This is a genomic window from Tessaracoccus yangjingae, assembly GCF_055326235.1.
In genome coordinates this window covers 78,308-103,025 of record NZ_JBUZNN010000012.1, presented here as the reverse complement: position 1 = coordinate 103,025, position 24,718 = coordinate 78,308, and the positions used below count along the sequence as shown (strand labels likewise).

Below are 24,718 nucleotides of genomic sequence, written 5' to 3'. Positions count from 1 at the left end.
TGTCAAGTTCCGGCTTTGATGGAGGCATGGATTGCACGCTCGGGCTCGTCGAAGGGCTGGGTGCAGGCCGTCGCGTGTGCTCTGGCGCTGTAGTGGGCGGTCTCGTATTCGACGGGTGGGATCAGGCCGATCTCTCCGTGGAGGCGCCGATGGTTGTACCAGTGGACCCATTCGACCACCGCGATCTCGAGGTCGTCGATCGAGCGCCAGGGGCCGCGATTGCGGACGAGTTCGCCCTTGAACAGGGAGTTGAGGGCCTCGGCCATGGCGTTGTCGTAGGAGTCGCCGCGGGAGCCGACCGAGGCGACTGCTCCTGCCTCGGCGAGCCGTTCGGTGTAGCGGATGGCCACGTATTGGGTTCCTCTGTCGGAGTGGTGGACGAGCTGGCTGGTGTCGTGTCCGTCGCGGGCCCGGGTCCACAGGCCCATCTCGAGGGCGTCGAGGGCCAGATCGGTGCGCAAGCTGGTGGAGACCTGCCAGCCCACGATGCGGCGGGAGAACACGTCGAGGACGAAGGAGACGTAGACCCAGCCGGCGAAGGTGCGCACATAGGTGATATCGGCGACCCACAGCTGGTTCGGCGTGTCGGCGCGGAACTGGCGCTCGACCAGGTCGGGGCGCAGGTCCGGCCCGTTGCCGGGCTGGGTGGTGCGGGGGCTCTTCGAGCGGATCAGGCCGCGTAACCCCAGCTCGCGCATCAGCCGACGGGTGGTGCATCGTGCGATCAGGCCGGAGCCCGTCGGGTGGCAGGCGTGCCCGGCGATGCCCTCGCGAACCAGCTGCGCATGGACCTTGCGCACCCCGTACACGCCGTAGTTGTCGCGGTGCACGCGGGCGATCTCGACCCTCAACTCCTCATCGCGCACCGCGCGCGGCGAGGGTGGCCGCGACCGGGCGGAGTAGTACGTCGACGGGGCGATCTTGGCGCCGGCCTCGGTGAGGACCTGACAGATCGGCTCGACCCCGACCTCGCGCCCATCGACCACGTCATGGCGATGGGCGTCGATGTAGGCGACTACCTGGGGTTGGGGCGGTCGAGCTCCGCCGCGAAGAAAGCCGCCGAGGTCTTCAAGATGTGGTTGGCCCGACGCAGCTCGCGCACTTCCCGCTCAAGCTCAACCAGCCGCTGCGCGTCCGAGGTCGTGGTGCCCGGCCGGGTACCCTCGTCGACCTCTGCCTGGGACACCCAGCCGCGTAGCGTCTCCGGGTTGATCCCTAGCTGCTCCCCGATCCGGCGGATCGCCCCCGGCCGTGACGCCGGGTCCTTCCTCGCCTCCAATGTGAGCCGGATCGCCCGCTCACGCAACTCGTCGGGATACTTCCGTAGTGCTGGCATCCGATGCCCTCCTTCGTGACTTGGATGCCTCCATCAAACCCGACACTTGACAAACGTCTCCCGCGTGGGTTGAGCGCGGGGCTCTCCGCGAACCCATCCATTGGCTCAAACCCCTGACCCACCCTGCCTCTGCGCCCACAATCTGCGCCGTGGATCAGCCTCTGACTCGTGAGCTTGTCAGCCAACGTTTCTTAGGCTTCGAGGCCGCTTCGCGGCACCTCAGCCAGCGATGGGGCGGGCACCTCAGCCAGCGATGGGGCGGGCGCCTCGGTCGGGGATGGGGCTGGCGCCTCGGCCGGGGATGGGGCTGGCGCCTCGGCCGGCGACAATGGACATCCGCCCCTGACCAGGCGCTCCGCCAGGGGCGACCAACGCTCCAGCCGGTGGCCTCGTGTCGACGAGACGGGCCCCAGCCGTGTCGCGGCTGGGGCCCGTCAGGAGGGGGATGGTGAGGTCAGGCGGCGGTCTCCTCCTCGATCGCCGCGTTGAACTGGCTCTGGTAGAGGTCGTAGTAGTGACCGCGCGCGTCGAGCAACTCGTGGTGCGTCCCCTGCTCGACGATCCGTCCCTCCTCCATGACCAGGATCAGGTCGGCGTCGCGGATGGTCGACAACCGGTGCGCGATCACGAACGACGTCCGCCCCGTGCGCAGCGCCGCCATCGCGTGCTGGACCAGCACCTCGGTGCGGGTGTCCACCGACGAGGTGGCCTCGTCGAGGATCAGCAGCGCCGGGTCGGCCAGGAAGGCGCGGGCGATGGTGATGAGCTGCTTCTCGCCCGCCGAGACGTTCGACCCCTCCTCGTCGATGACGGTGTCGTAGCCGTCGGGCAGGGAGTGCACGAAGCGGTCCACGAACGTGGCCTTCGCCGCGGCCCGGATGTCCTCCTCCGAGGCGTCAGGACGGCCGTAGGCGATGTTGTCGCGGATGGTTCCGCCGAACAGCCACGTGTCCTGCAGCACCATGCCGATGTTGCTGCGCACCTCGCCGCGGGGCGCCGACGCGATGTCCACGCCGTCGATGAGGATGCGGCCCTTCTGCAGGTCGTAGAACCGCATGATCAGGTTGACCAGCGTGGTCTTGCCCGCCCCCGTCGGGCCGACGATGGCGACCGTCTGGCCGGGCTGCGCCGTCAGCGACAGGTCCTGGATGAGCGGCTGCTCGGGCTTGTAGGAGAAGCCGACGTGGTCGAAGACCACCTCGCCCCGCGACACCTTCAGCTCGCCGGAAGGCTCGACGGACATCTCCTCGGAGTCCAGCAGTTCGAAGACGCGCTCGGCCGACGCGACGCCGGACTGCAGGAGGTTGGCCATGGACGCCACTTGCGTGAGCGGCTGCGTGAACTGGCGCGAGTACTGGATGAAGGCCTGCACGTCGCCGATGTTCATCCGTCCCGACGCCACCCACAGGCCGCCGACGACGGCGATCACGACGTAGTTGAGGTTCCCGACGAGGAACATCACGGGCATGATGATGCCGGAGATGAACTGGGCGCCGAAGCCGGCCTTGTACAGCTCCTGGTTGCGGCGCTGGAACTCCGCCTCCACCTCCTTCTGGCGGCCGAACACCTTGACCAGGGAGTGGCCGGTGAAGGCCTCCTCGATGTGGGCGTTCAGCTCACCGGTGGACTTCCAGTTCTGCGCGAACAGCTTCTGCGAGCGCTTCCCGATCACGGAGACCACCAGCATGGCGATGGGCACCGAGATGAGCGCGACCAACGCAAGGATGGGCGAGATCCAGAACATCATGATCAGCACGCCGATCACCATGAGCAGCGAGTTGAGCAGCTGCGACAGGGTCTGCTGCAGCGTCTGCGACACGTTGTCGATGTCGTTGGTGACGCGGCTCAGCACCTCGCCGCGCGGCTGCTTGTCGTAGTAGGACAGCGGGAGGCGGTCCAGCTTGGCGGCCACCTCGCGGCGCATCTGGTAGATCGACTTCTGCACCGAGCCGTTGAGCACCCAGCCCTGCACGTAGGAGAAGACGAACGACACCACGTAAAGGCCGAGCACGAGTAGCAGGATGCTGCCGATGGCGCCGAAGTCGATGCCCTCGCCGGGCACGAAGTCCAGGTTCCGGAGCAGGTCCGCGAGCTGGGTGTTGCCGTCGGCGACGGCGGCGTCGATCACCTGCTGCTTGGTGGCCCCCGCCGGCATCTGGGCGCCGATGATGCCCGAGAGCATCAGGTCGGTGGCGCGGCCGAGGATCTTGGGGCCGACGACGGCGAGCGCCACGGACGCCACGCCCAGGGCGATGGCCAGGATGATCCCGGCGCGCTGGGGGCGCAGGTGCCCGAGCAGCCGTCGGACGGAGACCTTGAAGTTGGCCGCCTTCTCGCCGCTGCCGGACATGGGGCCGTGGCCCGGGCCGCCGCGGTGGGTGGGGGCGTGCTTGGGGCGCTCGTTGGCCTTGACGGGGGTTGCCTTGTTCTCGCTCATGCGGCGGCCTCCTCGGCGCTCAGCTGGGATTCGACGATCTCGCGGTAGGTCTCGTTCGAGGCCAGGAGCTCGTCGTGGGTGCCGCGGCCGACGATCTCGCCGTCGTCCAGGACCAGGATGAGGTCTGCGGCGGTGATGGTGGAGACGCGCTGCGCCACGACGAGGACCGCCGCGTTGGCGGTCTCAGGCCGGAGCGCGGCGCGGAGCCGGGCGTCGGTGGCGACGTCGAGGGCTGAGAAGGAGTCGTCGAAGATGTAGACGCTCGGCTTCTTCACCAGCGCCCGGGCGATGGCCAGGCGTTGCCGCTGGCCGCCGGAGACGTTGGTGCCGCCCTGGGCGATGTGGGTCTCGAGCTGCTCGTCCTTCTCGAGGACGAACGCCTCGGCCTGCGCCACGCGCAGCGCGGCCCAGATCTCCTCGTCGGTGGCGTCGGGCTTCCCGTAGCGCAGGTTGCTGGCCACCGTGCCGGTGAAGAGGTAGGGCTTCTGCGGCACGAGGCCGATCCGGGCCCAGAGGGTGTCCGGGTCGAGCTGGCGCACGTCCACGCCGTCGACGAGGACGGAGCCCTGCGTGGCGTCGAAGAGGCGGGGGATGAGGCTGATCAGCGTGGTCTTGCCGGCGCCGGTGGAGCCGATGATCGCGGTGGTGGTGCCGGGGGTCAGCTCGAAGGACACGTCCTTGAGGACGGGCGACTCGGCGCCGGGGTAGGAGAAGCTGACGCGGTCGAACACCACGTGGCCGCGCTCACCCGACGGCGCCACCGGGTTGGCAGGCGGAGCCACGGAGCTCTCGGTGTCCAGCACCTCCATGATGCGGTCCGCGCAGACGGCGGCGCGCGGCGCCATCACCAGCAGCATCGTCGTCATCATGACGGAGATGAGGATCTGGATGAGGTAGGAGATGAAGGCGGTGAGCTGGCCGATCTGGATGTCGCCGGACTCGATGCGCTGGGCGCCGAACCACATGACGCCCACCGTCGAGATGTTCATGATGAGCCCGACGAACGGGAACAGGAAGGCCATCAGGCGGCCCACCGTGGTGGTGGTGTCCACCAGTTCGGCGTTGGCCTTGTCGAAGCGGCGGGCCTCGTGGGGCTCGCGGACGAAGGCGCGGACCACGCGGATGCCGGTGATCTGCTCGCGGAGCACGCGGTTGAGGGTGTCGATGCGCTTCTGCATCACCTCGAACAGCGGCCCCATGTTGACGATGAGGATGGTGATGCCCGCGCCGAGGACGACGACGGCGGCCAGGATGATCCAGGACAGCCCGGCGTCCTCGCGCAGCGCCATGAAGACGCCGCCCACCATGGTGATGGGGGCGGAGACCAGCATGACGGCGCTCATGAGCACCAGCATCTGGACCTGCTGCACGTCGTTGGTGTTGCGGGTGATGAGCGACGGGGCCCCGAACCTGTTGAGCTCGCGGGCGGAGAAGGAGAGGGCGCGCTCGAAGATGGCGGCCCGGACGTCGCGGCCGAACTGCATCGCGGCGTTCGCGCCGGCCCAGACGGCGGCGATCTGCGCCGCGCCCTGCACCGCCGAGAGCAGCAGCATGACGCCGCCGGTGCCCCAGATGAAGTCCGTGTCGCCCGTGACGACGCCCTCGTCGATGATGCGGGCGTTCAGGGTGGGCAGGTAGAGCGACATGATGGTCGCGATGGTCTGCAGCGCGATGACGATCGCGAGCAGCCCCCAGTAGGGGCGGATGTAGCGGTTGATGAGCCGCCCTAAGCGGGAGATCATGCGATGTCCTTTCGGAGCGCCCCGTGGAGCGCGATGCGGGCGAGGTCGTCGAGTGAGAGCGACGACGAGACGAAACGGGAGGCGTGCCCGACGGCGAACGTGCGCAGCAGCGTGGCGAAGGCCTCGAGGGGGATGGTGATCTGGTCGCGGTAGGGGAGGAAGTGGTCCGTCATCCAGGCGTCGAGCTCGACGGTGCGGGCCTCGAGCTCGGTGCGGGCGCACTGCGCGGCGTGGGGCGCGGTGTGCTTCGAGGCCCCGTGGGCGGCGACGAACATGGTGTGCACGGAGTGCAGGTACTGCTCGATCAGCTCGATCGCGGCATGCGTCTGGCGCTCGATGTCGCCGGTGAGGTCCGCGGCGGCGAGCCGGGTGGAGAGCCGCTCGCTGGACAGGGCCTCGCTGATGGTGGCGGAGATGAGGTCGTCGAGGGAGGGGAACACGCGGAAGATCGTCCCCTCCGCCACGCCGGCCGCCTCGGCGACCATGCGGGTGGTGAGGGCCTGGCCGTGCTCCTCCAGGAGGGGGATGCTGGCCTCGACGATCGCGGCGCGTCGCTGCTCGGGGGGCATGGGGGCGGCGCGGGACATCACGGGACGAGTGTAGTGAGTGAACACTCACTCATCAACCTGGCCGGCTCCCCGCGCTCGTCCAGTTTCCTCCGGGGCCCGGGTGCTCTTGCTCTCGGGCGCCGCTCGTGTCATGATTCGTGAGAGCGCTCTCTCACCCGACCATCGCACAGCTGCGACACATCCGCCAGACGATGAGAGCGCTCTCGGGACCGGGCGGATCGCCCGCCCGCAGACGAGAGCGAGGACCAATGACCACGACCTTCGGCGCAACCACGCCCGTCACGGCGGCGCCCACGCGGGAAGCCGCCGGCGACGGCGCACTGGTGACACTGCAGGGGCGCAGGTTCCACCGGATCAGCGGCTACGACCGCATGGATCCCTTCTTCATGACGATCGTCAGTTCCAGCGACGTCTGGATCTTCATCTCCTCCACCGGCGGGCTGACGGCCGGCCGCGTCGACGCCGAGAAGGCGCTGTTCCCGTACTACACCGACGACAAGGTCGCCCAGAGCGCCGGCCGCACGGGTGGGCTCACGAGGATGCGCGTGACGGGCGAGGGGGGTGCCGTCTCGCACTGGCACCCGTTCGCCGAGCTCCGGCCGGGCGACCCGTCGGTGGAGCGGGTCCTGTACAAGGACGTCCTGGGTGCCGCCCTGGTGTTCGAGGAGACCCGCCCAGACCTCGGGATGAGCTTTCGGGTGACCTGGGAGTCCAGTGCACGGTACGGCGTCGTGCGCAGCTGCGAGCTCACGTCCCTCGACGGCCGGGCCAGCGAGGTGGACGTGCTCGACGGTCTGGTCAACATCCTTCCCGCCGGCACCAGCCAGCAGGTCCAGAACGAGCTGAGCAACCTCCTCGACGCCTACAAGCGCAGCGAGCTGGACCCCGCCACAGGGCTCGGCATCTACCACCTCAACGCATCCCTCACCGACCTCGCCGAGCCCAGCGAGTCACTGCGGGCCAATGTGGCCTGGCAGCTCGGGCTCGACGGCGCGACCCGCCTCCTGTCCACCCGCCAGCTCACGGGGTTCCCCGGTGCGGTCGACGAGGAGCTCGAGATGCGCGGCGAACAGGGCGCCTACCTCCTCCGCGCCGCCGTGACGCTGCCCCCCGGTGGCCGGCGCTCCTGGCGCATCGTCGCTGACGTCGACCACGACGCGGCCGATGTGGTCGCCCTCAACGCCGAGCTGCGCCAGGGCGGGATCGCCGCGGCGCTCGACGCGGACCTGGCACGGACCCGCGACGACCTTTCGGCGATCCTCGCGTCCACCGACGCAGCGCAGGTCACCGGCGAGGAGGTGGCCGCCACGCACCACCTGGCCAACGTCCTCTACAACACCATGCGCGGAGGCCTCCCCGCGTCGGGCTACGAGGTCGGCGCCGACGACGTGCGCGCCTTCGTCGCCCAGCGCAGCCCGGCCACGGCCGCCCGCTGTGCCGACACGCTGGCGTCGCTGCCGGAGCGCCTGCGCATCGACGCCCTCGGGGCCGCGGCCGACCGGTCGGGCGATCCGGACCTCTGGCGCCTCGCGATGGAGTACCTCCCCTTGACCTTCAGCCGGCGCCACGGCGACCCCAGCCGGCCCTGGAACAGGTTCCGGATCGAGCTCGTCGACGGGCAGGGCAACCCGCGCCTCACCTACCAGGGGAACTGGCGCGACATCTTCCAGAACTGGGAGGCGCTCGCGTGGTCGTTCCCTGAATACGTGGAATCGATGATCACGGTGTTCCTGGATGCCACCACGGCCGACGGCTACAACCCCTACCGGATCTCGCGCGAGGGAGTGGACTGGGAGGTGCCGGAGCCGGAGAACCCCTGGGCCAACATCGGGTATTGGAGCGACCATCAGGTCATCTACCTGCTCAAGCTGCTGGAGACCTCCCAGCGGTTCCACCCCGGCCGCCTCCGCAGGCTCGCGGGGCGCGCGGTGTTCACCCACGCCGACGTGCCGTACCGGATCGCCACCTACGAGGCGACGTTGGCCGACCCCTTCGACACCATCGCCTTCGACGATGCCCGCCAGTCACTCGTCGAGCGGCGCGTGGCGCGTGAGGGCGCCGACGGGCGCCTGCTCCACGACCCCGACGGCGGGATCGTGCGGGTCTCCCTGGCCGAGAAGCTCCTCCTCATCCTCCTGGCCAAGCTGGTCAACTTCGTCCCCGGCGGCGGCATCTGGATGAACACGCAGCGCCCCGAGTGGAACGACGCGAACAACGCGCTCGTCGGGCGCGGGCTGTCGGTGGTCACGCTGGCCTACCTGCGCCGCTACATCCCCGTCGTGCGGGGACTCCTCGACGCCGACGTCGAGCTCACCCCCGCCCTGAGCGACCTGCTGGCGGAGGTGCTCGCGGTCCTGGCGCGCCCGGCCGGCGACGCCGTCGACGACGAGTCGCGGCGCGCCGTCATGGACGCCCTCGGCGCCGCGGGCACCGCCTACCGCCGGCGGGTCTACGCCGGTGTGGGGCCCGAGCGCGTCACCGTGCGGGTCGACGAGGTCGCCGCGCTGCTCGACCACGCGCAGGCCCACGTCGACGCCGCTCTCCGTGCCAACACGAGAGCGGACGCGATGATCCACTCCTACAACATCCTCGACCTCGCCCCCGGCCGGGCCGCCGTGCGCAGGCTCCCGGAGATGCTCGAGGGGCAGGTGGCGGCGCTCTCGTCAGGGGCGCTCAGCCCGGAGGAGTCGGTGGCGCTCCTGGCGTCGCTCAGGAGCAGCGCCCTCTACCGCGCCGATCAGCACAGCTACATCCTCTACCCGGACAAGCAGGTGCCCAGTTTCCTCGGCCGCAACACCATCACCGCGACGCAGGCTGAGTCCTGCCCGCTCGTGGGGGCGTTGGTGGCGGCGGGAGACCGCAGCGTCGTCGTCCGGGACATCCACGGCGAATATCACTTCGCCGCGGGCATCCGCAACGCGAAGGAGGTGGAGCGGGCTCTGGACGCACTCGCCGGACACCCCGACCTCGGGACCGCTCTCGCCGAGGGCCGCCACCGCCTGAGGGAGGTCCACGAGGAGGTCTTCCGGCACGCCGAGTTCACCGGCCGCTCCGGGTCCTTCTTCGCGTTCGAGGGCCTCGGCTCGATCTACTGGCACATGGTGTCCAAGCTGCTGCTCGCCGTCCAGGAGACCCTCGAGCGGGCGGTGGCCGACGGGGCGAAGGCGCCGGTGGTCGACGCGCTCAAGGCTGCCTACGAGGACGTGCGCCAGGGGCTGGGGTACTGCAAGACGCCGGAGGTCTACGGGGCGTTCCCGACCGATCCCTACTCGCACACGCCGAAGGATCACGGCGCCCGCCAGCCCGGGATGACCGGCCAGGTGAAGGAGGAGATCCTCACCCGGCTGGGGGAGCTGGGCCTCCGCGTGGAGGAGGGCCGCATCGTCGTCAGGCCGCTGCTGCTCCGCGACGCCGAGTGGACGACGGAGCCCGCGGAGTTCAGCTACCTCGACGCGGGTGGGGAGCAGCGCACCCTCGGGCTGCCGCCGGGCTCGCTGGCGTTCACGTTCTGCCAGGTGCCGGTGGTGTGCGTCCGCGGGGGCGACACCACGTCGATCACCGCGGAGCTGGCCGACGGCTCGACGCGTGAGCACCCGGACGGCGCCCTGAATGCCGAGCTGAGCGGCTCCGTGTTCCGGCGGGAGGGCACGGTGACCGCCTTGCGCGTCCGGATTCCGGCAGGGGCCTGAGCGCGGCGGTGGGGAGCGCGTGAGGCGCTCCCCACCTGCTCACTCCTCCGGCTGGGACGTCCAGGCGGGAGGCTCGTCCTTGCCCGCCTTCTCGTCGGCCTCCGAGTCCTCCTCGGTCTTGTGCACCTTCCCCTTGGCGTGGTGCGACGGGGCGTAGATGACGTAGAGCTGCATGGGCTCGTCGCCGGTGTTGACGATGTCGTGCCACGTGCCGGCCGGCACCTGGACGGACCAGCCGTCCTCGACGTCGACCTTCACGTTGAGGTCGTCCTTCGTGGGCCCCATCAGGCAGCGACCCTTGCCGGCGTCGAGGCGGATGAACTGGTCCGTATCCGGATGCACCTCCAACCCGATCGAGTGGGCCACGGGGATGGACATTAGCGTGACCTGCAGGTACTTGCCCGTCCATGCCACTGTGCGGTAGTTCGGGTTCTCCTTGGTGGCGGTCTCAAGGTCGAAGACGTTGGGCTCCGGACCGTTGTCGGTGATCTTCATGGGTTCTCCCTCCGCTGGTCTTCTCAATCTAGCGACCCGCGCCAGCGGTCCGCTGAGATTCGCGCGCCCCGGCCACGCCGGGGACATGGATCAGGTGTCGAGCCTGGCCAGCTCGTCGGCGAGGTTGGCGCGCGCGCGGGCCTCCCAGAGGTCGCGGCCGGCGACGGTCCGGTACAGGGGGTCCTGGCCGAGCAGCGAGCGCAGGACGGCGGCCCGCCCCACCCGCCAGGCGTCGTCGTCGACGTGCGCGTAGTCCAGCCGCACGTCGCGGACGTAGACGTGGTAGCGGCCGGGGATCTGGCCGAGGATCGAGAGGTCGGCGTCGGAGAGGAGCGCGCCCAACGGGTCGTCGGGGGAGTGGTCGGCGGTCATCCGCACCAGCCGCGACACCTCCTCCACCTGCCCGGCCGCCATCACGCCGTCCAGCAGGGTCTCCGCGAGCGCCGCCGAGCGCTCCTCGTCCTGGCCAGGGACGCCGTCGTAGACCGCGTCGTGGAACCAGGCCGCGACCTCGACGACCGGGTCGTCGCAGCCGAGGTGGCCCAGCGCGGAGAGGCACTGCGCCAGGTGGCGGACGTCGTGGTAGTGCCGGTGCGGCTCGGACCAGCGGGTCATCAGGGTGTCGCGGAGGGAGCCCGGGAGGCCGAGCCCCTCCCAGGCGGCGACGACGGCGGCGCGGGCCCTGACGCGGGTGGGGGTCTTCTCGTGGGGGCGTACCCGCAGCCCGGAGCGGGCGAGGCGCCGCACCAGCTCCCGCTCGTCGAGGGGCACCGCGCCGGCCGCGACCAGCTCGTCGTACCGCGACACCGGTACGTCGTAGTGGTCGTGGTCGAAGGCCCTGGGCGGAATGCCGGCGCGGGCCGCGAAGGCGTGCAGCTCGTGGAGCGAGGAGTCGGAGACCAGGTGCCCGAATACGGTGCCGTGCGCGGGCCAGCGGGGCGGATCGATCAGCACGGCCATGGTCGATCCCCCGTCAGCCGCCGGCGAAGGGGGGCAGGACGTCGAGCACGGCGCCGTCGGCCAGCGGGGTGGCGGGGTCTGAGACGTATCGACCGTCGTGGAGGATCGAGCTGACCTCGAGCACGCGGCCGAGCCTGGCGTCGTGCCGGGCGCGGAGGTCCGCAAGCAGCCCGCCGAGCGTGGCAGCCTCAACCTGTTCCTGCTCCGTGCCCGCGGCCTCGGCCGCCGCCGCGAAGTACCTCACCGTCGCCATGGAGACCAGTCTCGCATCAGTAGTGCGGGTAGCTGGGATCGATCCGCTCCGCCCAGGCGATCATGCCGCCGTCCATGAGCGACACGTCCGGATGCCCCAGTGCCACCAGGTGCGCGGCCGCCCGCCGGGCGCGGGGCGAGATCTTGCAGTAGACGATCACCGGGCCGTCGGGGAGGTTGTCGTCGAGGCGGTCCCAGCTCAGCACCTCGCCGAGCGGCACGGCCAGCGAGCCTGGCAGCGTGCCCAGAGCGTGCTCGGCCGGCTCGCGGACGTCGAGGAGGGTGGGGCGCGCGGGGTCGTCGAGGATCGCGGCCACGTCCTCGACGGTGAGCTCGTTCAGGGCCATGGGTGCCTCCGGAGTGTGTGTTCTGGTCACGGGGGGAGCGGGGCGCAACGGCACCTCGCGGGTGCGCTGGGTGAGGGCGTCGATGAGCAGGATGCGGCCCACGAGCGGCTCGCCGAAGCCGCAGATCAGCTTGACGGCCTCGGCGGCCATGATGGAGCCGACCTGCCCCACGAGCGCGCCCAGCACGCCCGCCTCCGCGCACGACGGCACGTCCTCGGGGCGCGGCGGGACGGGGTAGAGGTCGCGGAGGGTCACCGCGTCGGGGCCGCCCGGCACGAAGGAGGACACCTGCGCGTCGAAGCGCAGCACCGCCGCCCAGACGACGGGGAGGCCGAGGGTGGCGCAGGCGTCGGCCACGGCGTAGCGGGTAGGGAAGTTGTCCGCGCCGTCGAGGACGAGGTGGTGGCCCGCCAGAAGGCTCTGGGCGTTGTCAGGGGTGATGCGTGCGCGGTGGGTGGTGACGCTGACCTCGGGGTTCAGGGCGCGGACGAACGCGGCGGCCGACTCCGCCTTGGGGTGCCCGACGGCGTCGTCGCGGTGCACGATCTGGCGCTGGAGGTTGGTGGCGTCCACCACGTCGTCGTCGATGATCGTGAGGTGCCCGACTCCGGCGGCGGCCAGGTAGGCGAGGATCGGGCTGCCGAGGCCTCCGGCGCCCACGACGGCGACGCGCGCGGCGAGCAGCCGGCGCTGCGCCTCGATGCCCATGCCAGGCACCAGGAGGTGCCGCGAGTAGCGGGTGAGCTGGGCGCGGGTGAGCTCCGGGCCGGGTTCCACGAGCGGGGCTGTCACCGTTCGAGCCTACCCGTGCGGCCCGGGCCGGGTGGGGGGTGGTTTGAGCCGATGGATGGGTTCGCGTAGCCGGCCCAGCGTGGGCCGAGCGTGAGCGACGCCGCGAACCCATCCATCGGCTCAAACCCACCCAAGCCAAGGGACCCCCGGGGGCCGGCCCCGTCAGACGCTGGCGCGCTCGATAAGCTCCATCTCGAGCACCACCGTCGTCGGGGGCTCCCCGCCCACCATGGCCAGGGCCAGCTCGGCCGCGATCCTGCCCTCCTCGCGCATCGGCTGGCGCACCGTCGTCAGCGGGGGAGTGGACGTGGCGGCGACGGCGTGGTCGTCGAAGCCGATCACCGACACGTCCCCGGGCACGGAGCGCCCGCTCAGCTCCAGCGCCGCCATCGCGCCCACGGCGATGCGGTCCGAGCCCGCGAGCACCCCGTCGATGCCGGGCTCGGCCTCCAGCAGCCGGCGCATCGCCTCGAACCCGGAGGTCGAGTCCCAGCCGGTGGAGATCGCGAGCTCGGGGCGGAACAGCGCGCCCAGCGACTCCCGGTAGCCGACGAGCCGGTCCGCCGCCGCCGGATTGTCGAGCGGGCCGTTGATCACCGCCACGCATCTGCGCCCGCGCTCGGCCATCCTGGCCCCGGCCAGGCGGGCGCCGCGGACGTCGTCGGCGAACACGCTCGAGAAGACGCCCTCGTACGGCTGCCCCTCGAGCTGCCCACACAGCACCACCGGGAGGGTGCCGCCCCTGAGCGCCTCGAGCATGTCCCCGCCCACATACGGGGAGATGTCGATCACCGCGTCGACGGAGCGGCGCTCGAAGTGCCGCAGCGCCCGCCGGTGCTCCGCCTCCGAGGAGGCCTGCAGCAGGATCGGCAGGGTGGGGGTCTCGGCGAGGCCCTCGGTGATCCCGCGGAGGATCGACGCGTAGGTGGGGTCCTGGAACAGCTCGTCGAGGGGCTCGGTGACGAGGATGGCCACGGACTCCGCCCGGCCGACGGCCAGCGCCCGGCCCTGGGCGTTCATCACGAAGCCGGTCTCGCGGACCGCCTCGCGCACCTTCTCCTTGGTGTCGTCGGTGACCAGGGGTGAGTCGTTGAGCGCCCGCGACGCCGTCGCCCGCGACACCCCCGCCACGCGCGCGACGTCGCCGATCGTGACGCTGGCGCGGCCGGCGCGGGGGGCTCTGGGCACGGGACTCCTTTGGGGCGTGGGTGCGGCCCATCTTCCCACGCACCGGGGTCGTCGACCCGCCGGCCCTCGAACGGTCGTGTCCGGGTGCGGGTCACGCCAACGACCTCGGAAGCGGGCGCTCGCCGCAGACGGCGGCGACGAGGGATCGTTCAACTGCGGAGCTCTCCGCCCACGATTCTTACGGTCGCGTAAGTTACGGTACCGTAGGGATATCTGTTCGCGCATTCTCGAGGAGAAGCCGGTGACCATCACACAACCCCCCACCCTCATCCAGGGCGGCATGGGCGTCGCGGTCTCGTCCTGGCAGCTTGCCCGGGAGGTCTCGCTCTGCGGCCAGCTCGGCGTCGTGTCCGGCACCGCGCTCGACGGCGTGCTTGCCCGCGAGCTCCAGGACGGGGACCCGGGCGGGCATCGCCGCCGCGCCCTGGCGCACTTCCCGTCGCAGGCCATGGCCCAGCGCGTCCTGGACACCTACTTCCTCGAGGGTGGCCGCGCGGAGGGGCAGCCGTACCGCCCCCACCCCACCCTCACCATCTCGCCCCGCCGCGCCGCGCTCGAGCTCAGCCTGTGCGGCAACTTCTCCGAGGTGTGGCTGGCAAAGGAGGGCCACGAGGGCACCGTCGGGATCAACCTGCTGGAGAAGATCCAGACGGCCAACCTGTCGGCAATCCTCGGCGCGATGCTGGCGGATGTCGACTACGTGATCATGGGCGCCGGCGTGCCGCGCGAGATCCCGCGCGTGCTCACCGAGTACGCCTCCGGCCGCACCGGCCACCTCACCATCGACGTGATCAACTCGACGACGACCCACCGGGCCGCGCTCAACCCGCACACGCTGCTCGGCGACGAGCTGCCGCCGCTGCGCCGCCCCAACTTCCTGGCCATCGTCACCCTCCATGTGCTGGCCGACTACCTCAACCGCGACCCCGAGATCCGCCCCGACGGCTTCATCGTCGAGGGCCCGACGGCGGGCGGCCACAGCTCCCCGCCGCGCGGCAAGGTGGTCCTCGATGACGCCGGTGACCCCGTCTACGGGCCGAGGGACCACGCCGACCTGGAGAAGATCGCCCGCGTTGGCCTGCCGTTCTGGCTGGCCGGCGGGTTCGCGTCCCCGGAGAAGGTGGCCGAGGCGCGCGCAGCCGGCGCCGCGGGCGTCCAGACCGGCACGCTGTTCGCGCTGGCCGACGAGTCGGGCCTCACGCAGGACCTCCGCAGCCAGCTCCACGCCGAGCTCGACGCGGGGACGCTCGAGGTCCGCAACGACCCGCGGGCCTCGCCGACGGGCTTCCCGTTCAAGGTGGCCCAGCTCCCGGGCACGCTGTCGGAGGAGCCGGTCTACGAGGAGCGCGAACGCATCTGCGACCTCGGCTACCTACGCGTGCCCGTCGAGCGCGAGGACAAGTCGATCACCTACCGCTGCCCCTCCGAGCCCCTCATGCCGTATGTGCGCAAGGGCGGCACAGTGGAGGAGACGGTGGGCCGCAAGTGCCTGTGCAACGCCCTGATGGCCAACATCGGCCTCGGGCAGCTGCGCAAGAGCGGCTACCAGGAGCAGCCCGCCATCACGCTCGGGCAGGACCTCGACAGCGCCCGCGTGCTGGCCGCCCGGTACCCGGGTGGGTGGCCGGCCAAGGCAGTGGTCGACTGGCTGCTGAGCGGCATCTGACAGGTCCCGTTCGTGGAGCCTGGTCCGCTGTTTGGACCAGGCGACGAGCGTGGCCCGCCCCCGCTGGTTGAGGTGTGAGGAGCGTAGCGACGAGCCTTCCCCGCGGGTTGAGGTGTGAGGAGCGCAGCGACGAGCCTCGAAACCTCAGAGACGTTCCTTGTCAGCTCACTTTTCTTAGGCTTCGAGGCCGCTTCGCGGCACCTCAGCCAGCGAGTGGGGCACCTCAGCCAGCGGTAGGAGGCACCCCGTTTGGACCCCGAGACGGTCGTGCGCTACTCTCAATGTAACCGGTTACATTCCCGGTGGTGAGACGCAGAAGCAAAGGAGACCGCGTCCATGACGGAACCCCTCGACTGGGAGAACCAGGCGCTGACCGGCCGCAACCGGATGCCCGGACGCGCCTACTTCTTCGGCTACGCCACCCCCGAGCTGGCAGCCGGCCGCAACCGCACCGCCTCGCGCGGCTTCGTCGACCTCACCGGCGAGTGGCGCTTCCGCCTCTTCGACCACCCGGGCCGCGTCCCGGCGGCCTTCCGCGCCGTAGAGCAGGGGTGGGACACCGTCGTCGTCCCGCACCTCTGGCAGCTCGACGGGCACGGAAACCTTCAGTACACCGACGAGGGCTACCCCTTCCCGATCGAGCCGCCGCACGTCCCGGCCGACACCCCCACCGGCGCCTACCAGCGCACGGTCCGGCTCACCGCGCCGGCCCCGGGCGAGCAGGTGGTCCTGCGGCTCGACGGCGTCGAGAGCTACGCCGAGGTCCACCTCAACGGCGCGTTCGTCGGGATGACGAAGGGGTCAAGGCTGTCCGCGGAGTTCGACGTCACCGAGCACATCGTCGACGGCGACAACCTGTTCGCCATCAAGGTGCTCCAGTTCTCCGACGCCACCTACATCGAGGACCAGGACATGTGGTGGGCCTCGGGCATCTTCCGCGACCTCTACCTCGTCACCCGCCCCGCCGCGCGGCTCACCGACTTCCACGTCCGCACGCACAAGGTGGGCGACGACGCCGAGGTCACTCTCACCGCCGCCGCCGCCGGTGCAACCGCACTCACCTGGACCATCTCCGACGGCGGAGCAACCGTCGCCGAGGCCACCCTGGCCCCCGGCGCGACCGCGACTCTCACGGTCCCCGGCGCCCGGTTCTGGAACCCCGAGGAGCCGCACCTCTACGACATGCTGCTCACCGTCGTCGGGCCCGACGGCGCCGCCGAGTACGTCCCGCACCGGCTCGGGCTGGCCGAGGTCACCATCGAGGACGGCCTGCTCCGGCTCAACGGCGCCTACTTCATGATGCACGGCGTCAACCGGCACGACCACGACGACCGCCGCGGCCGCGCCGTCGGCATGGACCGCGTCCGCCGCGACCTCGAGCTGATGAAGCGCCACAACATCAACGCCGTCCGCACCGCGCACTACCCCAACGACCCCCGGTTCTACGAACTGTGCGACGAGATCGGGCTCATGGTGGTCGCGGAGACCGACCTCGAGTCCCACGGCTTCGCCAACGTCGACGACCTCTCCCGCATCACCGACGATCCCGCCTGGGAGACGGCCTACGTGGACCGGATCGAGCGGCACGTGCTCGCGCAGCGCAACCACGCGTCGATCATCATGTGGTCGCTCGGCAACGAGTCCGGCTACGGCTGCAACATTCGCTCGATGTACCGGGCGGCCAAGGAGCTCGACCCCTTCCGCCCCGTGCACTACGAGGAGGACCGCAACGCCGAGGTGGTCGACGTGATCTCGACGATGTACTCGCGCGTGTCCCAGATGAACGATTTCGGCGAGCACCCCCACCCCAAGCCACGGATCATCTGCGAGTACGGCCACGCCATGGGCAACGGCCCCGGTGGGCTGGCGGAGTACCAGGCGGTGTTCGACCAGTGGGACTCCATCCAGGGCCACTTCGTCTGGGAGTGGGCCGACCATGGGCTGCTCGCGCTCACCGACGATGGGCACGAGTACCACCGCTACGGCGGTGACTACGGCGATTACCCGAACAATTCCAACTTCTGCATCGACGGCCTGGTCTTCCCGTGGCAGGAGCCGAGCCCGGGCCTCCTCGAGTACGCGGCCGTGATCTGCCCCGTCCGCGTGTCGTACGCCGACGGCGTGGTGCGCGTGACCAACCGCCGGTGGTTCAGCGACCTGAGCGACATCGAGCTGCGGATCGACACCTGGGCCGACGGCGTGCTCACCACCACCGACCTGCTGCCCGTGGGCGCCGTCGCGCCGGGTGCGACGGCTGAGCTCAGCTATGAGCTGCCGATGGCCGGGGCCCGGGAGTGGGCGTCGATCGCGACGGTGACCACCACCCGCGCCACGTCCTGGTGCGTTGCCGGCCACGAGTTGGGCCGCTACCAGCTCGCTGCGGAGGGCGCCGGCGCGGAGTCGGTCCCCCAGTCAGGGCCCGCACGCTCAGAGGGCGGGACAGAGGGTGCCACTACCGGCACGTCTCCGCGGGCTGGGCGCCGTCCCGAGGTTCTCGAAGGGGTGCTCCCCGGAGGGCAGCATCGCAGCCCAGCAGGCTTGGCCCTCCACGCCGATCCGGACAAGCACCGCCTCGACGTCGCCACCCCCACCGGCCGGCTCACCTTCGACACTCTCACCGCCGACCTCCTCTCCTGGACCGACGGCGGCCGCGACCTCGTCGCCGCCCCGCTCCGCGTCGGGTTCTGGAAGCCGCTGATCGACAACCACCAGCAGGAGGCCGACGAGCTCTGGTTCCCGCGGCACCTCCAGCTCATGCAGACCTCGGTCCGCGACGTCGCCTGGCGCGAGGACGACGGCGACGTCGTCGTCACCTACCGCGCCCGGATCGCTCCCCCCGTCCTCGACTTCGGGATGCACGTCGACGTGGAGTGGCGGATCAACGCCGACGGCGCCGCCACCGTCCGTGCCGCCGGCACCCCGTATGGCGGCTACCGCGACATCGTCCCGCGCATCGGCGTCACCCTCGAGCTCCCCGGCGACCTTCGGCAGGTGGCCTGGTTCGGCCGCGGCCCGGGCGAGAACTACCCCGACTCGTTCGCCGCCAACCCCGTCGGCTTCTGGAACAGCGACGTCGACGCCATGGTCACCCCGTACGTCGTACCGCAGGACTACGGCAACCGCGGCGACGTCCGCTGGGTCGAACTGACCGACGGCTCGGGGCAGGGGCTGCGGGTGTCGCGGCGGTCGGGGGAGCGGCCGTTCCACTTCTCGGCGTGGCCGTACCGCTGCGAGGACATCGACACCGCCCGCCACGTCACGGACCTCACCGCCGGCGGCACCGTCACCCTCAACCTCAACGACCAGGTCCTCGGCCTCGGCTCCAACTCCTGGGGCTCCGAGGTGCTGGACAGCTACCGCACGCGGTTCGAACCGTTCTCGTTCGAGTTCACGCTCCAGCCGATCAAGGAGAACTGAGCCATGCGCATCTTCGACAGCCCCGACACCCTCCGCGCCCTGCTCGGCGGGGAGAAGAAGTGGGCACGGACCCTCGAGGCGCTCGACGCTGCACCGTCGCTGGCCGACGGCGTCGCCTACTCGATCGGCGACTCGCTCACCTACCGCCTCGGCAGTGCCGCGGACCTCGCCACGGCTGAGCTGACCGGGCGTCGTCGCTACCTCATGGTGCTGGCGTCGCTGGGCGGCGAGGTCGCGGTGGAGGTGGCGCCGAAGGAGGCACTCACCGCCGTCGGCCCTTACAGCGACCTCACCGACCGCCAACCCTTCACCGGCGAGGCGGAGCGGGTGGTCGTGCCCGACGGCGGGCTGCTCGTCGTCGGCATCGACGAGGCCGCCCGCGTCCTCCCCACCCCCGACGCGCGGGCCGTGCTGCTGCACGTCACCGTCGAGGGCGCCAGCTTCCACAACAAGTAACCCCCTTCGCGCCAGGAGGCGTCGCGCTGCGACCGCCGCCCTCTCGAAGGGCGCCAACCCCACCTCCCCCCCACCACCCACACACAGAAAGTCGCCATGACCGGAACAAATCGCGCGCGGATCGGCATGTTCGCGCTGCTCACCATGACGGTGGCCGCGGTGTTCAACATCCGCAACGTCATCAACAACAACGTCGCCATCGGGCTGGCCTCCGCCCCGGCGTTCTTCTTCGCCACGCTGCTCTACTTCATCCCGTTCACGCTTGTCATCGCCGAATTCGTGGCCCTGAACAAGAACTCCGAGTCCGGGGTCTACCAGTGGGTGAAGACCTCCATGGGCGGCCGGTGGGCGTTCCTCACCGCGTTCAGCTACTGGTTCGTCAACCTGTTCTACTTCGCCTCGCTGCTGCCGCTGATCCTCGTGTTCGCGTCCTACCTGCTGTACGGGGAGGAGAAGCAGCTGTCGCAGTTGTGGATCACGGTGCTCTCGATCCTCATCTTCGCCGTCGCCACCTGGGTCTCGACGAAGGGCGCCAAGTGGATCGGCTCGGTCACCTCGATCGGCGCCACCCTGGTCCTGGTCCTCACCGCCACGTTCATCGTCCTCTCGCTGGCCTCCGTCTTCGGTGGCGTCGAGCCCGCCACCCCCATCACCGGCGGGGCGATGACGCCCGACCTCTCCACCTTCGCCCTGGCGTGGGGCTTCATGGGCACCCTGGCGTGGATCATCCAGGGCGTGGGCGGCGCCGAGTCGTCGGCTGTGTTCCTCAACGATCTGCGCGGCGGCGTCAAGGCGTTCGTGCGCACGATCGTCATCGCGGGCATCGTGATCGGCCTGCTCTACGCCACCGCGTCGCTGCTCATGAACGTGTTCGTCCCCGTGGGCACGCTCGACTACTCCAACGGCCTGTTCGTGGTCATGGGCGCCGTCGGGGAGCACTTCGGCCTCTCCGCCGTGTTGGTCAACCGCGTCGTCGGCGTGATCCTGCTGGCCGCGACCCTCGGCTCCCTGCTCATGTGGACCTCCACCCCGGTGAAGATCTTCTTCTCCGAGATCCCCAAGGGCATCTTTGGCGGCAAGCTCGTCGAGCTCAACTCCGAGGGCATCCCGTGGCGCGCGGCCTGGCTGCAGTTCGCCATCGTCGTGCCGATCCTCGTCATCCCCGCGCTCGGCTCCGGCAACATCAACGACCTGCTCGGCATCGTCATCAACATGACCGCAGCCACCGCGCTGCTGCCTCCGCTGCTGATCCTGCTGGCCTACTGGGTGCTGCGCCGCAGGTTCGACGGCGTGGCGCGGGACTTCCGGATGGGGTCGCGGTCGCTCGGCCTGGGTGTCGCGACGTTCCTGCTGGTGGTGTTCGCCTTCGTGTTCGTCGCGGGGACCATCCCGCTCAGCCAGGCCCTGTGGCTGACGCTCACCTACAACGTCGGCGGTGTCGTGGTGTTCCTCGGCCTGGCCGTCCTCTGGTACGAGCGCTACATCCGGCGGCTCAAGGCGTCCGACCCGGACGCCGCGGAGGCCGAGCTGGCGCCGTCGGCCGAGTCGATGGCCCCCGCGGAGGTGGGTGTCGCGGCCTGACCTCTGCAGGAATCTACCTCCACAGCGGCATCTGCAGATATATGCAGATGCCGCTGTATGGGTAGCACTCTGCAGGGTCACTTGCCTCGCAGGTGCCGACGGTGAAGGAAAACCTACCTATTCAGCGGGATCGGCACATATGCGCAGAACCCGCCGCACGGGTAGATTCCTGCAGAGCCGACGGGCGGAGATCAGGCGCGGAGGTCGAGGCCGAGGTCGAGGACGGCCGCCGAGTGGGTCAACGCGCCCACCGCGATGAAGTCCACGCCCGTCGCCGCGACCTCACCAGCCCGCGACAGCGTCAATCCTCCGCTCGCCTCGGTCCGGACCCCCGCCGCCCGGCACACCGCGACCGCCTCCCTGGTCTCCGCCAGCGTCATGTTGTCCAGCAGCACCAGCTCGGCGCCCGCCGCGACCGCCTCGCGCACCTGCTCAACGGTGTCGCATTCCACCTCCACCGCCACCCCGGGTGCCTGCGCCCGCACGGCCCGGAACGCCGCCGCGACCGACCCAGCCGCCGCGACATGGTTGTCCTTGATCAGCGCCGCGTCCCCCAACGCCATCCGGTGGTTCACCCCGCCGCCGCACACGACGGCGTACTTCTGCAGCGCGCGCATGCCCGGCACGGTCTTGCGGGTGTCGCGGATCCGGGCGCCCGTCCCGGCCACCTCTGTCACCCACGACGCGGTCGCCGTCGCCACCCCGGACAGCTGCCCGAGGAAGTTCAGCAGCGTCCGCTCGGCGGTCAGCAGGCAGCGCACGGGCCCGGTGATCCGCAGCACCACGTCGCCCGCCGCGACACTCGCGCCGTCCCCGAGCACCACCTCGCACGGCGCCTCGACCCCCAGCTGCGACGACACTGCCCGCAGCACCTCGACGGCCACGGGCACCCCCGCGACGACTCCCGCCTCGCGTGCCACCACCTCCGCGACCCCGACGGCGTCCGCGGGCACCGTCGCCTCCGTGGTCACGTCCGGCCCGAGCCGGAGGTCCTCGTCGACGGCGACCTCGATGATCCGCCGCACCTCGGCCGGGTCGACGGCGCTCCAGGCCTCCGCCACGTCCCGTTCGAGGGGGGCGAGGTCGACGGTCGACACGGCGTTCATGCTGCGGTCCTTTCGCGGGTGGTCAGTGGAGTGGAGGTGAGGGTGAGGTGGCCGCCGCTGAGGCGCAACCCGATCCGTCGCTCCCAGCCGGGCGACGTGGCGGGGAAGTCCGAGCGCCGGTGGGCCCCCCGCGACTCCGTCCGCTCTGCCGCGGCCGCCGCGAGGACGGTGGCGACGGCGTGCAGGTTGGTCGCGGTCAGGGTCGCGTCGTCCACCGGCCCCGCGCTCAACGGCGCGGCCGCCAGCGTTGCCCCGAGAGCCGCGAGCCCCGGGCCGGTCCGCGACACGAACGCCTCCCGCTGCATCCACTGCCTGATCCAGGGCAGGGCCGACGCCTCGACGACGCCCGCCGCCTCCCGCGGCGCGGCCACCCCCACGCGGCCCACAGGCCCCGAGGCCAGCAGCGCGCCCACCCGGTCGCCCGCGACGAGCGCCTCGGTCAGGGAGTTCGACGCCAGCCGGTTGGCCCCGTGCACCCCCGTCGCGGCGACCTCGCCGACGGCGTACAGCCCCGGCACGGAGGTCCGCCCGTGCAGGTCTGCCGCGACACCCCCGCACGCGTAGTGCGCAGCCGGGTGCACCGGGATGCGCTCGGTCACCGGGTCGACGCCGCGGCCCCGGCAGAGCGCCAGGATGCCCGGGAAGTGCCCTTCCCACTTCTCCCGCCCGAAGAAGGTGGCGTCGAGCCAGACATGCGGCGCGCCCGTCCGGTCCAGCTCGGCCATGATCGCCGCCGACACGACGTCGCGCGGCGCCAGCTCGAGCAGCGGGTGCACGCCGGCCATGATCCGACGGCCCGCGTCGTCGACCAGCCAGGCACCCTCGCCGCGCACGGCCTCGGACACCAGAACCCCCCGCGAGCCCGCGTCGGCGTCGGCCAGCACGGTGGGGTGGAACTGCATGAACTCCAGGTCGCGCACCTCGGCGCCGGCCCGCAGCGCGGCCGCGACCCCGTCTCCCGTGGCGCCCAGCGGGTTGCTGGTGACCGGCCACAGCTGGCCGATCCCGCCGGTGGCCAGCACGACGGCGCCCGCAAGCAGCTCGCCCACCCGCCCGTCGGCGTCGAGCAGACGCACGCCGCAGGCGCGCCCGTCGGAGTCGGTGAGCACGTCGATGAGCCGCGTCTGGGTCATGAGACGCGTGCGTGACCCCTCCAACGCCGACGACAGCGACGCCCACAGGGCGCGCTCGATCTCCGTGCCGGTGGCGTCGCCGTCGGCGTGGATGATCCTGCGCGCCGAGTGCCCGCCCTCGAGGTGCAGGTCCAGCCCGCCCCCCGCAGCCCGGTCGAACCGAGCCCCCAGCCCGATCAGCCGACGGATCGCGCCCGGAGCGCTCGCCACGAGGTCCTCGACGGCCTCGACGTCGCACAGCCCCGCCCCGGCGGTGAGGGTGTCGGCGACGTGGGAGGCGAGGGTGTCGCCGTCGTCCCACACCGCCGCGAGCCCGCCCTGAGCCCACGCCGTGGCGGAGTCGGTGACCTCGCCGCGGGTGACCGCCACGCAGTCGACGCCGGCGGCGGCCAGGTGCAGCAGCGCCGAGAGCCCCGCCGCGCCGGTGCCCACCACCACCACGTCGGTCCGCCCCGTCCACGCGGGGGGAGCCGCGGGCAGCATCATTCCCCCGATCCGGGGTTGCCGATCGCCACCATCCGCTCGACGGCCTGCCGGGCGCGGGCGGCCACGTCTGCGGGCACGTCCACCTCATAGCCCCTGGTCAGGGAGGGATCGCCGAGGCACGCCTCGAGCTTCTCGGGCGTGGTCATCTTCATGAAGGGGCAGGCGGCCTTGGGGTTGACCGGCTGGAAGTCGGTGGACGGGTTGGCCTTGCGGAGCTGGTGCAGCATGCCGATCTCGGTGGCCACCAGCACCTGCCGCGACGTCTCCCGCCGCGCGAAGTCCAGCATTCCGCCGGTGGAGAGCACGTGGGTGCGGTCCCCGGGCAGTTCGCCCGACTCGGCCAGCCACAGCGCGCTGGTGGTGCAGCCGCATTCGGGGTGCACGTAGAGGTCCGCCGACGGGTTGGCGCGCACAGACTCGATGAGGTCCGACGGCGAGATGTCGGCGTGCACGTGGCACTCGCCGAGCCAGACGTGGATGTTCTGCCTGCCCGTGGCGCGGCGCACGTGCGCGCCGAGGAACTGGTCGGGGAGGAACAGGATCTCGCGGTCCTCCGGGATGGAGCGCACCACCTCGACGGCGTTGGAGCTGGTGCAGCACACGTCCGTCTCGGCCTTCACCTCGGCGGTGGTGTTGACGTACGACACGACGACGGCGCCGGGGTGCTCGGCCTTCCAGGCGCGCAGCTGGTCCGCGTTGATCGTGTCGGCGAGCGAGCAGCCGGCCGCCTGGTCCGGGATGAGGACTCGCTTGGCGGGGGAGAGGAGCTTGGCGGTCTCGGCCATGAAGTGGACGCCCGCGAAGACGATGGTCTCGGCGTCCGAGGTCGCGGCGATCCGGGAGAGGGCCAGCGAGTCGCCCACGTGGTGCGCGACGTCCTGGATGATCGGCGCCTGGTAGTTGTGGGCGAGGATGACGGCGTTGCGCTCGGCCGCGAGCGCGTGGACGCGGGTCTGCCACGCGGCCACCTCGTCGGCCGTCCAGCGCTCCCAGGCCTCGGTGCCGGCGGCGGGCTCCTGGAGGAGGGTCATCTCGTGCTCCTTTCAAGTTTTCGACTGTCAGGCGA

Annotated in this window: 17 protein-coding genes; 5 read left to right on the top strand and 12 right to left on the bottom strand. The window is 71.0% G+C overall.

Features of this window, described 5'->3' with window-relative positions; all coding sequences use genetic code 11:
* Nucleotides 1-2: 2 nt before the first annotated feature.
* The 4 genes from ACZK5D_RS14945 to ACZK5D_RS14930 all read right to left on the bottom strand — a co-directional run bounded on the left by ACZK5D_RS14945 (nucleotide 3) and on the right by ACZK5D_RS14930 (nucleotide 6,102).
* A protein-coding gene (locus ACZK5D_RS14945) for an IS3 family transposase (protein ID WP_463664529.1) occupies nucleotides 3-1,336 on the bottom strand; the annotation gives its coding sequence in 2 pieces (ribosomal slippage) (nucleotides 3-1,057 and nucleotides 1,057-1,336; 1,335 coding nt in all).
* Between the two features lie 454 nt (nucleotides 1,337-1,790).
* Nucleotides 1,791-3,773 carry an ABC transporter ATP-binding protein gene (locus ACZK5D_RS14940; RefSeq protein ID WP_458995278.1) on the bottom strand — a complete coding sequence of 661 codons (1,983 nt, stop codon included), beginning with the start codon at nucleotides 3,771-3,773 and terminating at the stop codon, nucleotides 1,791-1,793.
* Nucleotides 3,770-5,515, bottom strand: coding sequence for an ABC transporter ATP-binding protein (locus tag ACZK5D_RS14935; RefSeq protein WP_463665846.1), 1,746 nt, complete (start codon nucleotides 5,513-5,515; stop codon nucleotides 3,770-3,772). Before ACZK5D_RS14935 ends, ACZK5D_RS14940 begins: the two co-directional genes overlap by 4 nt.
* Nucleotides 5,512-6,102 (bottom strand): TetR family transcriptional regulator, encoded by a 591-nt coding sequence (locus tag ACZK5D_RS14930; RefSeq protein WP_458996468.1) that lies wholly within the window; start codon nucleotides 6,100-6,102, stop codon nucleotides 5,512-5,514. Before ACZK5D_RS14930 ends, ACZK5D_RS14935 begins: the two co-directional genes overlap by 4 nt.
* Nucleotides 6,103-6,332: 230 nt before the next feature.
* Between ACZK5D_RS14930 and ACZK5D_RS14925 the strand changes: the two genes are divergently transcribed.
* On the top strand, nucleotides 6,333-9,773 hold the full coding sequence (locus ACZK5D_RS14925) for a 1,3-beta-D-glucan phosphorylase, GH149 family (RefSeq protein WP_463665845.1): 3,441 nt from the start codon (nucleotides 6,333-6,335) through the stop codon (nucleotides 9,771-9,773).
* Nucleotides 9,774-9,812: 39 nt separating this feature from the next.
* On the opposite strand, the gene ACZK5D_RS14920 is transcribed toward ACZK5D_RS14925, so the two are convergent.
* The 5 genes from ACZK5D_RS14920 to ACZK5D_RS14900 form a co-directional block, all read right to left on the bottom strand.
* Nucleotides 9,813-10,268: a cupin domain-containing protein gene (locus tag ACZK5D_RS14920; protein ID WP_458995275.1), complete on the bottom strand. Its 456-nt coding sequence runs from the start codon at nucleotides 10,266-10,268 to the stop codon at nucleotides 9,813-9,815.
* 90 nt (nucleotides 10,269-10,358) lie between these two features.
* Entirely contained in the window at nucleotides 10,359-11,228 is an 870-nt protein-coding gene (locus ACZK5D_RS14915; RefSeq protein WP_463665844.1) for a DUF4031 domain-containing protein, read from the bottom strand.
* Between the two features lie 13 nt (nucleotides 11,229-11,241).
* Nucleotides 11,242-11,481, bottom strand: coding sequence for a MoaD/ThiS family protein (locus ACZK5D_RS14910; RefSeq protein WP_463665843.1), 240 nt, complete (start codon nucleotides 11,479-11,481; stop codon nucleotides 11,242-11,244).
* 16 nt (nucleotides 11,482-11,497) lie between these two features.
* Nucleotides 11,498-12,619 carry a molybdopterin-synthase adenylyltransferase MoeB gene (gene moeB / locus ACZK5D_RS14905; protein WP_463665842.1) on the bottom strand — a complete coding sequence of 374 codons (1,122 nt, stop codon included), beginning with the start codon at nucleotides 12,617-12,619 and terminating at the stop codon, nucleotides 11,498-11,500.
* Nucleotides 12,620-12,781: 162 nt separating this feature from the next.
* Nucleotides 12,782-13,807: a LacI family DNA-binding transcriptional regulator gene (locus ACZK5D_RS14900; RefSeq protein WP_463665841.1), complete on the bottom strand. Its 1,026-nt coding sequence runs from the start codon at nucleotides 13,805-13,807 to the stop codon at nucleotides 12,782-12,784.
* A 241-nt stretch (nucleotides 13,808-14,048) separates the two neighbouring features.
* Between ACZK5D_RS14900 and ACZK5D_RS14895 the strand changes: the two genes are divergently transcribed.
* From ACZK5D_RS14895 to ACZK5D_RS14880, 4 genes are all read left to right on the top strand, one after another.
* Nucleotides 14,049-15,473, top strand: a complete 1,425-nt coding sequence (locus ACZK5D_RS14895) for a nitronate monooxygenase (protein WP_463665840.1) — start codon at nucleotides 14,049-14,051, stop codon at nucleotides 15,471-15,473.
* 336 nt (nucleotides 15,474-15,809) lie between these two features.
* Nucleotides 15,810-18,890, top strand: a complete 3,081-nt coding sequence (locus ACZK5D_RS14890) for a glycoside hydrolase family 2 TIM barrel-domain containing protein (RefSeq protein WP_463665839.1) — start codon at nucleotides 15,810-15,812, stop codon at nucleotides 18,888-18,890.
* Between the two features lie 3 nt (nucleotides 18,891-18,893).
* Nucleotides 18,894-19,346 (top strand): NanQ anomerase/TabA/YiaL family protein, encoded by a 453-nt coding sequence (locus ACZK5D_RS14885; protein WP_463665838.1) that lies wholly within the window; start codon nucleotides 18,894-18,896, stop codon nucleotides 19,344-19,346.
* Nucleotides 19,347-19,442: 96 nt separating this feature from the next.
* Complete coding sequence (locus ACZK5D_RS14880) at nucleotides 19,443-20,927, top strand: amino acid permease (protein ID WP_463665837.1); 1,485 nt, start codon at nucleotides 19,443-19,445, stop codon at nucleotides 20,925-20,927.
* A gap of 191 nt (nucleotides 20,928-21,118) precedes the next feature.
* Here the strand turns inward: ACZK5D_RS14880 and nadC are convergent, their stop codons facing one another.
* From nadC to nadA, 3 genes are read right to left on the bottom strand one after another with little or no spacing between them, the layout of a single operon-like run.
* Nucleotides 21,119-22,033, bottom strand: coding sequence for a carboxylating nicotinate-nucleotide diphosphorylase (gene nadC / locus ACZK5D_RS14875; RefSeq protein WP_458995266.1), 915 nt, complete (start codon nucleotides 22,031-22,033; stop codon nucleotides 21,119-21,121).
* A complete protein-coding gene (gene nadB / locus ACZK5D_RS14870) occupies nucleotides 22,030-23,652 on the bottom strand; it encodes an L-aspartate oxidase (protein ID WP_463665836.1) in 1,623 nt (540 codons plus the stop codon). The genes nadC and nadB overlap by 4 nt, the downstream gene beginning before the upstream one ends.
* On the bottom strand, nucleotides 23,649-24,683 hold the full coding sequence (nadA, locus tag ACZK5D_RS14865) for a quinolinate synthase NadA (RefSeq protein WP_463665835.1): 1,035 nt from the start codon (nucleotides 24,681-24,683) through the stop codon (nucleotides 23,649-23,651). Before nadA ends, nadB begins: the two co-directional genes overlap by 4 nt.
* Between the last annotated feature and the right edge of the window lie 35 nt (nucleotides 24,684-24,718).